This is a genomic window from Aeromonas sp. 159 (assembly GCF_963862045.1).
GTDB lineage: Bacteria > Pseudomonadota > Gammaproteobacteria > Enterobacterales > Aeromonadaceae > Aeromonas > Aeromonas veronii.
On record NZ_CAWLMI010000035.1, the window covers coordinates 1 to 8,789 of the forward strand.

Annotated in this window: 9 protein-coding genes and 1 pseudogene; 5 read left to right on the forward strand and 5 right to left on the reverse strand. The window is 56.3% G+C overall.

From position 1 onward, the window contains the following. Both AACR14_RS07440 and AACR14_RS07445 read right to left on the reverse strand, forming a co-directional pair. A partial coding sequence (locus tag AACR14_RS07440; RefSeq protein WP_019445696.1) for a FecCD family ABC transporter permease occupies positions 1–859 on the reverse strand: 859 nt, incomplete at its 3' end. Beyond that, positions 856–1,707 carry a heme/hemin ABC transporter substrate-binding protein gene (locus AACR14_RS07445; RefSeq protein WP_019445697.1) on the reverse strand — a complete coding sequence of 284 codons (852 nt, stop codon included), beginning with the start codon at positions 1,705–1,707 and terminating at the stop codon, positions 856–858. The genes AACR14_RS07440 and AACR14_RS07445, both read right to left, overlap by 4 nt. 170 nt (positions 1,708–1,877) lie before the next feature. Between AACR14_RS07445 and hutX the strand changes: the two genes are divergently transcribed. Both hutX and hutZ read left to right on the forward strand, forming a co-directional pair. Beyond that, positions 1,878–2,390, forward strand: a complete 513-nt coding sequence (hutX, locus tag AACR14_RS07450) for a heme utilization cystosolic carrier protein HutX (RefSeq protein ID WP_005362516.1) — start codon at positions 1,878–1,880, stop codon at positions 2,388–2,390. After that, positions 2,387–2,944 (forward strand): heme utilization protein HutZ, encoded by a 558-nt coding sequence (gene hutZ, locus AACR14_RS07455; protein ID WP_005335257.1) that lies wholly within the window; start codon positions 2,387–2,389, stop codon positions 2,942–2,944. Before hutX ends, hutZ begins: the two co-directional genes overlap by 4 nt. A gap of 87 nt (positions 2,945–3,031) precedes the next feature. Here the strand turns inward: hutZ and AACR14_RS07460 are convergent, their stop codons facing one another. Genes AACR14_RS07460 through AACR14_RS07470 form a run of 3 tightly spaced genes read right to left on the reverse strand, consistent with a single transcriptional unit; the run spans position 3,032 to position 5,004 of the window. Continuing rightward, a complete protein-coding gene (locus AACR14_RS07460) occupies positions 3,032–3,415 on the reverse strand; it encodes a hypothetical protein (protein WP_005335256.1) in 384 nt (127 codons plus the stop codon). A gap of 37 nt (positions 3,416–3,452) precedes the next feature. After that, positions 3,453–4,007 (reverse strand): cysteine hydrolase family protein, encoded by a 555-nt coding sequence (locus AACR14_RS07465; RefSeq protein WP_019445698.1) that lies wholly within the window; start codon positions 4,005–4,007, stop codon positions 3,453–3,455. A gap of 25 nt (positions 4,008–4,032) precedes the next feature. Beyond that, positions 4,033–5,004, reverse strand: coding sequence for a ChaN family lipoprotein (locus AACR14_RS07470; RefSeq protein WP_019445699.1), 972 nt, complete (start codon positions 5,002–5,004; stop codon positions 4,033–4,035). Positions 5,005–5,197: 193 nt separating this feature from the next. Here AACR14_RS07470 and AACR14_RS07475 point away from each other — a divergent pair, with 193 nt between their 5' ends. From AACR14_RS07475 to hcp1, 3 genes and pseudogenes are all read left to right on the forward strand, one after another. After that, on the forward strand, positions 5,198–7,258 hold the full coding sequence (locus AACR14_RS07475; protein ID WP_019445700.1) for a TonB-dependent hemoglobin/transferrin/lactoferrin family receptor: 2,061 nt from the start codon (positions 5,198–5,200) through the stop codon (positions 7,256–7,258). 215 nt (positions 7,259–7,473) lie between these two features. Then, positions 7,474–8,274, forward strand: a complete 801-nt coding sequence (locus tag AACR14_RS07480; RefSeq protein ID WP_019445701.1) for a LuxR family transcriptional regulator — start codon at positions 7,474–7,476, stop codon at positions 8,272–8,274. Between the two features lie 226 nt (positions 8,275–8,500). After that, a pseudogene (gene hcp1, locus AACR14_RS07485) lies at positions 8,501–8,789 on the forward strand (type VI secretion system effector Hcp1); the annotation flags it as partial.

Here is an 8,789-nt window from a genome sequence, read left to right on the forward strand (position 1 = left end):
CCAGCAGGCGCACCAGATGGGGCACTACCAGCCCGACGAAGCCGATCATCCCCGATACCGCTACCGCCACCCCGACGCCTGCGGCGGTGAGCAGAATCAGGCGGCGCTTGAGGGATTGCACATTGACTCCCAGATGACGAGCCTCTCCTTCACCCAGCAGCAGGGCGTTGAGGGGATTGGCATCGCGCATAAAGAGCCACAGCAGGGCCGCCAGGGTGAGCAGGGCCAGCGCCACATCGGTCGGTTTGCCTGCCGCCAGCGTTCCCATCTGCCACAGGCTCAGGTTGCGCAGCATCTGATCGTCCGCCAGATAGGTGAGCAGGCCGATCACTGCACCGGAGAGCGCCGTGATGGCGACCCCGGCCAGCAGCATGACGGTGACCGAGGTGCCCCCCTCACGGGTGCCGAGCAGATAGACCAGGGTGGTGGTGAGCGCGCCGCCGAGAAAGGCGAGCAGCGGCAGCAGACCAACCCCAATGGTGGCTTGCAACTGCTGGCCATATTGTGGTGCAAGAGGGGCAAGCAGCACGATGGCGAGTGCAGCCCCAAGCGCCGCACCGCCGGAGACACCTATGATGCCGGGGTCAGCCAGGGGGTTGCGAAACAGCCCCTGCATCACGGCGCCACAGAGCCCGAGGATCCCCCCCACAGCGATGCAGAGCAGGGTTCTCGGCAGGCGAATTTCCTGCACGATCAGCAGTTTGTGCGACTCAATCCCGCTCTCCTGTCCGGCAAACAGCGCCCGCAGACTCTCGCCCAGGGTGAGGGTCATGGGGCCGGTTGCCAGCGAACCGAGCAGCAACAGCGCCAGTGCGGCCGTGGTAAAGGCCAGCAGCCAGGAGAGGGGTAACCGCATCATGACCCCTGCTTGATCCACTGGGCGATCTGGTTCGCCTGTTGCAGGGAGTTGAGGCTCAGGCCCCCTTGCAGGGCGTGGCCGTCGATGGCGTGAATGGCGTTACGCTTGCCAGCCGAGGTAGCAGCCAGGGCGGGCACTTCGGCCAGCACCTTGGCCGGGTCGGCATATTGCTGCCAGTCACGACCGCTGACCAGCACCAGATCGGGCTGCATCTCGATGAGGGATTCGGCGGATACCGGCTTGTAGTTGCGCAACTCGGCGACCGGATTGATGCCGCCCGCCAGCGAGACTAGCGCGCTGGCGGTGGTGTCACCCCCGGCGATGCTGGTGGGTTGCCCCTTGTGCAGCAGCAGGAAGGCGACCTTGAGCGGTTTGTTCTGTTTGGCTTGCGCCGCCAGCTGAGCGGTCTGGGCCTGGATCTCTGCCTTCAGGCGATCGCCAGCGGCTTTGTCGCCCAGCAGGCTGGAGAGGGTGTCGATACGCTGGTTGAGGTTGGCGAGAGTCGGCGCGGTATCCAGCACCTCCACCTTGACCCCGGCACGGCGCAGCTGATCCAGGGTCGGGGCCGGGCCCATCTCGTCGCTGCCCACCAGCCGGGTGGGGGAAAGGCTCAGGATCCCTTCGGCGGCCAGTGCCCGGTGATAACCCACCTTGGGCAGCCCTTTTGGCAAGGGACTGCTGACATCGGTGGCGATCAGGCTCGATTCACCGCCAAGGGCCAGAATGAGTTCTGTGGTGGCGGGGCCGATACTGACGATACGCTCTTTCTGTCCGTCGGCGGCAACGGCAGAGAAGGGAGAGAGTGAACTGCAGAGCAGGGTGATGGCGAGGGCAAGACGACGGCCCATGCTAACCTCCGAAGGGGTGAATGAAACGGGTGTGCCGCCGAGAATATCAAGGCTTTGGAAAAAATGCACTGATAATGATAGCAATTATCAATTGCATTGGTTTCGGTGCTTTATTAGAGTAGCCGCCATGATAAACAGCGGGACAATATGGTCCCGCAGAGGGAGAAAACATGAGCATTGCACAACGCATTCACGCGCTGCTGGAGCAGGATCCCGGCGCTCATCCGTCCACCCTTGCGGCCCAGCTTGCCATCAGCGAATGGGAGGTGGTTCGCCATCTGCCCGCCGAGCTGGTGACCCTGCTACCCGCCGATCGCGCACAAGGTCTGCTGGAAGATCTGGCCGACTGGGGCCCGGTGACCACCATCGTCGAATCAGAAGGATCCATCTTCGAGGTAAAAGCCCCCTTCCCGAAAGGCAAGGACGCACGCGGCTACTACAACCTGATGGGCCGCGACGGTGAGCTGCATGGTCATCTCAAGCTCGACAACGTGGCGGGGATTGCGCTGGTCAGCAAGCTGTTCATGGGCAAGGAGGGGCACTCCTTCCAGTTCTTCGGTCACTCCGGCCGCTGCATTTTCAAGGTCTATCTGGGTCGCGACGAGAAACGCCAGCTGCTGGCCGATCAGGTCACCCGTTTCATGGCGCTGCGCCACAACTCTCAAGAGGAAGTCAAAGCATGAGTGAACGTCAGGAGCGTCTGCAGAACCGCCTGCAACCGGAGATCCGCGAGTTTCGCGACAGCTGCCGCACCCTGCAGCTCGCCACCGTCGATGGCGAAGGCAATCCCAACGCCAGCTATGCCCCGTTCGTGCTGCAGGAAGATGGCTACTATGTGCTGATCTCCGAGATCGCCCGCCACGCCCGCAACCTGCAACAGGTGCCCCGGGTATCCCTGATGCTGATCGAGGATGAGAGCGGTGCCCGCGAGCTGTTTGCCCGCAAGCGCCTCACCTTCGATGCGGTGGCCGAAGTGGTGGCCCGTGACGACGCTCGCTGGAGCAAGGCGGTCGCAGCGCTGGAGGGGCGTTTTGGCGAGATCATCAAGGGTCTCTCCAACCTCAAGGATTTCAAACTGTTCCGCCTCAAGCCGGAGCAGGGGCTGTTCGTCAAGGGCTTCGGTCAGGCGTTCGCGGTCTCCGGTGACGAGCTGGTGGATTTCGTCCATCTGGTGGAGGGGCACAAGCGCATCGACAACGGTGCCGAGCTCACCAGCCCGGCCGATGCGCCGGTCTGATAATCCCTGTCGACCACGACAGCCGTCATAACAAAACGGGCAGCCACTGGGCTGCCCGTTTTTATTGCGTTATCTCATCCGGCCTGTTCAATCCTGCCAGCTGGCCTTGTTGGGAAAAGCGCGACGATCGGCGTCGGTGGCCGTTTCGTTGCACTCTCCCCGCACCTTCCAGGAGGTCTGGCTCAGTACGATGTAGCCCTGGCGGCAATACTGCTTGGTCGCCAGGGTCTCGGTCAGCAGATTCTCCTGTAACGCCTCCCGCTGTTCCAGCAGCCGCTGGCTCTGGGCCGCCGAGAGGCCGCGTGGCAAGGTGTCGTTGGGCGCGGCTTCAAAGGTGAAGCGCTTGCTCCCCTCCTCGTTGATGTGGGTCAGAAACAGAGGTTCCGGCCCGTCATACTTCTGTCCGGGCAAGCTGGAGCAGGCCGACAGCAGGGGAACAATCAACAACAGGGTGGCAGACAACAGGCGCACGACAGACTCCAGTGAGAAACGAAGCGAGGCTCGCAGATTAGCACGGCTGCAGGGCGGGTGTTACTGCCAGCAGCTCGTCGGTGGTGAGCAGGGTGACACTGCGCCCCTCCGGCAGGCTGAGGTGGCGCCACATCCAGTGATGGTGCTCGGTGATCTGGGCTGCGCTCAGATGGGGGCGATCAGCGGTGGTGTGACCATCGCTCAACACCAGCACCTCGTACCCATGGGAGGCGGCACTGCGCACCGTGGTGTCGACGCAAAAATCGGTGGCACAGCCACAGAGAATGAGTCGATCGACCGGCTGCTCGGCCAGCAGGAAGGCAAGCTCGGTGTCGAGAAAGCTGTCACAGGCTGTCTTGCGTACCCGGCTATCGCTCTTGGCTGGCTGCAGCGCACTGTGCAGTTGCCAACCCGGGGTGCCGGGTTCCAGTTCGCCACCCGGTAGATCATCATGCTGGATATAGATGACTCGCCCCTGTTGTTGCCTGACATGGGCCGCAGCCCGATTGATATTTGCCAGCACCTGCTCCTGGCGGTAACGGGGCTCGTTGAACAAGCCTTGCTGCACATCGATGATCAGTAACACATCCATATTTTACCCGCCGTTTCCTGGAAGATTAGGGTTGCAGCCACTGGCTGCAGTCACGACTGCGGGATTGATGCAGCGCGCCCATATCTTGCTTCATCTCGTCACTGTTTTGCCAGCGCTTAGGCAGCGGCATGATGGTTACCTGCACATCGGCTGCGGGATCTGCAACAGAGGTCTCATCTGTGCGGGGCACGACCAGCGCCACCTTGAGGGCAGGATTGCGGCTGGCGATGCGACTGGCGAGCCCAAGCCCCCCCTCGACGTGGAAATTGCCGGCGATATGCATGATCTGCTGGCCCGGGTGCTTGGCGAGATAATCCACCATGCTCTCGGCCATGGTGTCATCCCAACTGGTCTGGGCGGCGAAGCGGCGGGCGTTGCTGTCGGCATCGCCGTGGTGCATGGAGGCCATAAATTTCTGGCGATAGGGATCATCCCCCAGCGTCAGCTGGCGGGCCAGCTGGCTGCGACGCGACGCGGGCAGTTTGTCGAGCCACTCAGCCCCCTCCTGACCGACACAGCTCACCAGCGGCTTGGGGGCGTTGGCGGCGATCACCGGCATCCGGTGAGCCTTGGCAAACTCTACCAGTGGGCGGTAGTCGCTCGGATAGTTGGGCCAGGCGTTGCTTTTGCGGATCAAGGCCGCTTCACCAATCTGGTTCGCCAGATAGGCATCCAGCGTCTTCTGATCGGCGCGGCTGAACTGCTCCATGGAGAGGGCCAGTGGCCGCCCGTGCTGCTGGCCAGCGGTGTAAAGCCCGCTCAGCAGGCGCGATTGCAACAGATGCACGGCGGGATGGCTGTGCAGCTCACCCACCAGAATGATGTCGGCGTCGGCAATGCGCGCGATCGCCTGCTCCTGCGTCAGGTCTGCGTCTCCCTCGCTGCTTAGTCGGTAGTCATAGAGCGTCTGCAACTGTGATGACTGGGTCGGTTGGGTGGGGGTGGCACAGGCTGCCAGTAGCAGCGGCAGGGCGAGCAGGGGAAGTCGTCTAATCATGGGATCTCACGGCTGATATGCCCGGATGCCGGTGCATCTCGGGGGGCTAATAGAGAATAAGGGCAACACAGGGCGACAGTGTAAAACCAATTTGGTTCAAAACAAATGAGAATGATTTCGTTTCTTGTTGATCTTTGTCGAGAGCCGGGTAATATGCGGCCTGTTTGATAACAGTTCTCAATAAGGATTCGCTGTGACCCATCATAACGCACTCTCTCTGGTTGCCCTCGCCGTGGCGGCCGGTCTCTCCTCCCAGGTCTTTGCTGCCACCCAGAAGGCGGATGAAGTCGTGGTCGTCAGCGGCTCACGGATGGAGCAAAAACTGGAAGATGTCTCCGGCCCCATCTCGGTGATCACCGCCAAGCAGATTGAAGAGCAGGTTGTCACCAATGTCGCCGACCTGTTCCGCTACGAACCCGGTGTGACTGTGAATGGAGGTAGCCATAATGCTACTGATGGTCAAACCTTCTCATTGCGTGGTATGGGTGGAAATCGCGTCAAAGTGGTGAGCGATGGTGTTCGTCAAAACGATGCTTATAGCGAAGGTGGTGTAGGACAGAACTACTTCGATACTGACATGATCAAGCAGGTTGAAATTGTTAAAGGACCTGCTTCAACTGCGTATGGCTCAGATGCTATTGGTGGGGTTATTGCAATTACGACCAAAGATGCATCGGATTTTTTGCGTAATAAAAACAGCTATGTTGATGTGACCAGTGGTTATGCATCCGAAAACGGTCAATGGATGGGCGGTTTTACAACCGCATTGCGTACCGGTGATTTTGAGCATCTATTACGCTATACAGAGCGTAATGGCGGCGTCAAACAGAACTATAAATCAAGTTTGTATGACTTTGATATTGTTGACCGTTCCGTTCTGCTCAAAAGCAAATGGCATATATCAGCAGTACAGCAGGCGCAGCTGACATTTGATTATTACGATCAGGATAAAGAATCCGATCCGTTTGATAACGCTAAAGATTTGAGGCTGAAAGATGAGAAAAGTGAAAACTATCGCATCATGCTGGATCACCAGCTTAAAGTAAGCTCGGTGCTAACAGATCGAGTATCTTCGAAGGTTTATATCAGTAAATTTGACCAGAGTAATAATAAAAATACTGGTAATACAACCAAAGGAAGTTCAGAACATAATACGTTTTTACAAGACGCCTTGGGGGCACAGTTACAGTTTGACAAGCGTTTGGGGGCAAACAGCATTGTTTGGGGTCTTGAGTATGAGAAATCAACCACAGAACGTGAGAAGACGAAAACCAGTTACCCGAGTGGCGCAATAGCGAACCGAAGCCCATTCCCGGATAGCGATACGCGGCGTGCTGCAGTGTGGTTCTTTGATAATATCGCGATTAATGATAAATGGCAGCTAACTCCGGGCATGCGGTATGATCATTATGAATTGCAAGCTACTTCCAGTAACGGTAAATCATCATTTGGAGAGATCAAGGAAGGTGAACTATCTCCAAAGCTTGGCCTTGTATATAAGGCCCATGAGCTGGCAAATATATATGCGCAATATAGCCATGGTTTCAGGGCTCCTACATATAGTGAGTCTTTAGCATCTGATAGTTATAGTGTGCCAGGTTTTACTCATGTCTTTATCCCTAACTCTGACTTACGTCCAGAAAGTAGTGATGGTATTGATCTCGGTGCTCGCGGCCAGTCAGATACAATTGACTATGATATTTCTGTGTTCAGGGCAAAATATAAAGATTTTATTGATACAGAAAACACATCATCCTTTGGTCGTACAGGTATGACAATGGTGACTAAGTATGTCAACAAGGATAAAGTTAATATCAATGGAGCTGAGTTGAAACTTGGTTACTGGTTCGATGATGATATATATACTTGGGGTGCTCTGTCATACATCAACGGAAAAGATCAAAATGGGAACTACATTAGCTCTCTGAACCCTTTGAGTGGAAATATCGGTGTGCGTTTTGAACAAGCGCTCTGGAATTTCAATACCGCGCTTCGCTTTGCTGATGATATGGATAAGGTCGGTAAGGATGAAAACGGTAAGGAGTTTATGAAGTCAGCTGGTTGGGTGGCGGTGGATATGTATGCCCAGTTTAATCCTTGGTCTGAGTTGCAACTCAACGTCGGGGTCTTCAATCTGTTTGATCGGGAATACACCACATATAATCGTCTCGCAGGGAAAGATGCTGCTGCAGATGTCAGTACCTTTACCGAACCGGGCCGCAACCTGAGTGCACGGGTCAAATACGTATTCTAAAAAGACAACACACGCAGTGATCGCGGGCAGTTGCCCGCACCGGATCCCCGCCCTGACAGGCGGGGATTTTTTATACATGTAGCCAGGCGTGAGGTGACCCGCTCACGCCATGTTATTCGTTGGATTCGCCTTTTCTTTATGTTGGCGAGATATTATGCTACTTGGTTCATTGTTAATGATATTTAGTAATTCTTTACAATGGGTGCGACTCGCCTTTGACTTCGACATCGAACTATTTTCTCGACACCGCCGATGCACTTGAGCTGATTACCCGCTTCAATGAGGCCCCTGACGAGCAGACCATAGTGACTCTGTTGCGAACTCTGAGTCAGCAGATGGGATTTGACCACTTCCGGCTGGGATTCATCTTTCCCAGTTCGATTCAACGTCCTGATGTGAGGATTTTCAACGGCTGTCCTGCCGAGTGGGTGCAGGCCTATGACAAACAGCGTTTCTTTGCGGTAGATCCCGTTGTGCGCAAAGGAATGAAGCAGAGCACCCCAATCCTCTGGGCCAATCTGATCACCGAGTGTTGCGATCAGCAGGACATCGCTGGGTTGGAAGTGATGCTGCAGGCACAAGAGATGGGGCTGCGCGACGGGATCACGATTCCCTGGCACGGGGCGAATGGCCATGTTGGCTTGCTGTCATTGATCACTCGTACGTCACGAACCGAACATCAGTGGCTGACGACTATTCCCTTTTTGAGCTGGCTGGCGGTGCATGTCTTCGAGGCGGTGACCCGTGTTTGTCTTGCCGTGAAGTTTCCTCAGGAAGATCTGACGCTACGGGAGCTGGAGGTGTGCCAATGGGCCGCCGAAGGCAAGCAAGTGAGCGATATTGCCCAGATCCTGGGGATCAAGCCCAGAACCGTCACTTTCCATCTTGAGCGGATCGCGGAGAAGCTGGGGGCAAGCAGCAAAAATCAGGCGATATCCTGGGCACTGATGCAGGGGATTGTCAGGCTGAACATTGACACGGCACAAATCGAAAATGTGGATGATAACAGTGCATGATGCTGCCCAACGCAAAAGCTTGCTCATTACGTAGATGAAATTACTGAAAAGGTCAGTTTTGCCAGTGAGTGTGATGATATTGCGCAACTTATTGCACCCATGTGCGTTGGGCGAGAACTGGTGGATGGTAATTGTTTGATAAATAAGGAATAAAAAAATGGCATGGTCGCTGCTAAAGGTTGGTCGAGTGCTATCTCGTTTAACCAATCTATTTAGGAGCATACACATGCCAACTCCATGTTATATCAGCATCGAAGGTAAAACCCAGGGCAATATCACCGCCGGTGCCTTCACCTCCGATTCCGTCGGCAACATCTTCGTACAAGGTCACGAAGACGAGATGCTGGTACAAGAGTTCCAGCACGTTGTCACCGTCCCGACCGACCCGCAATCCGGTCAGCCTGCCGGTCAGCGTGTCCACAAGCCGTTCAAGTTCACCGTTGCGCTGAACAAAGCCGTGCCGCTGATGTACAACTCTCTGGCTTCCGGCGAGATGCTGCCGAAAGTGACCCTGA

Coding starts and splice junctions, on each gene's coding strand:
- hutX (WP_005362516.1), top strand. CDS start 1,878: ATGAGCATTGCACAACGCATTCACGCGCTGCTGGAGCAGGATCCCGGC.
- AACR14_RS07470 (WP_019445699.1), bottom strand. CDS start 5,004: ATGATTAGACGACTTCCCCTGCTCGCCCTGCCGCTGCTACTGGCAGCC.
- AACR14_RS07465 (WP_019445698.1), bottom strand. CDS start 4,007: ATGGATGTGTTACTGATCATCGATGTGCAGCAAGGCTTGTTCAACGAG.
- AACR14_RS07445 (WP_019445697.1), bottom strand. CDS start 1,707: ATGGGCCGTCGTCTTGCCCTCGCCATCACCCTGCTCTGCAGTTCACTC.
- hutZ (WP_005335257.1), top strand. CDS start 2,387: ATGAGTGAACGTCAGGAGCGTCTGCAGAACCGCCTGCAACCGGAGATC.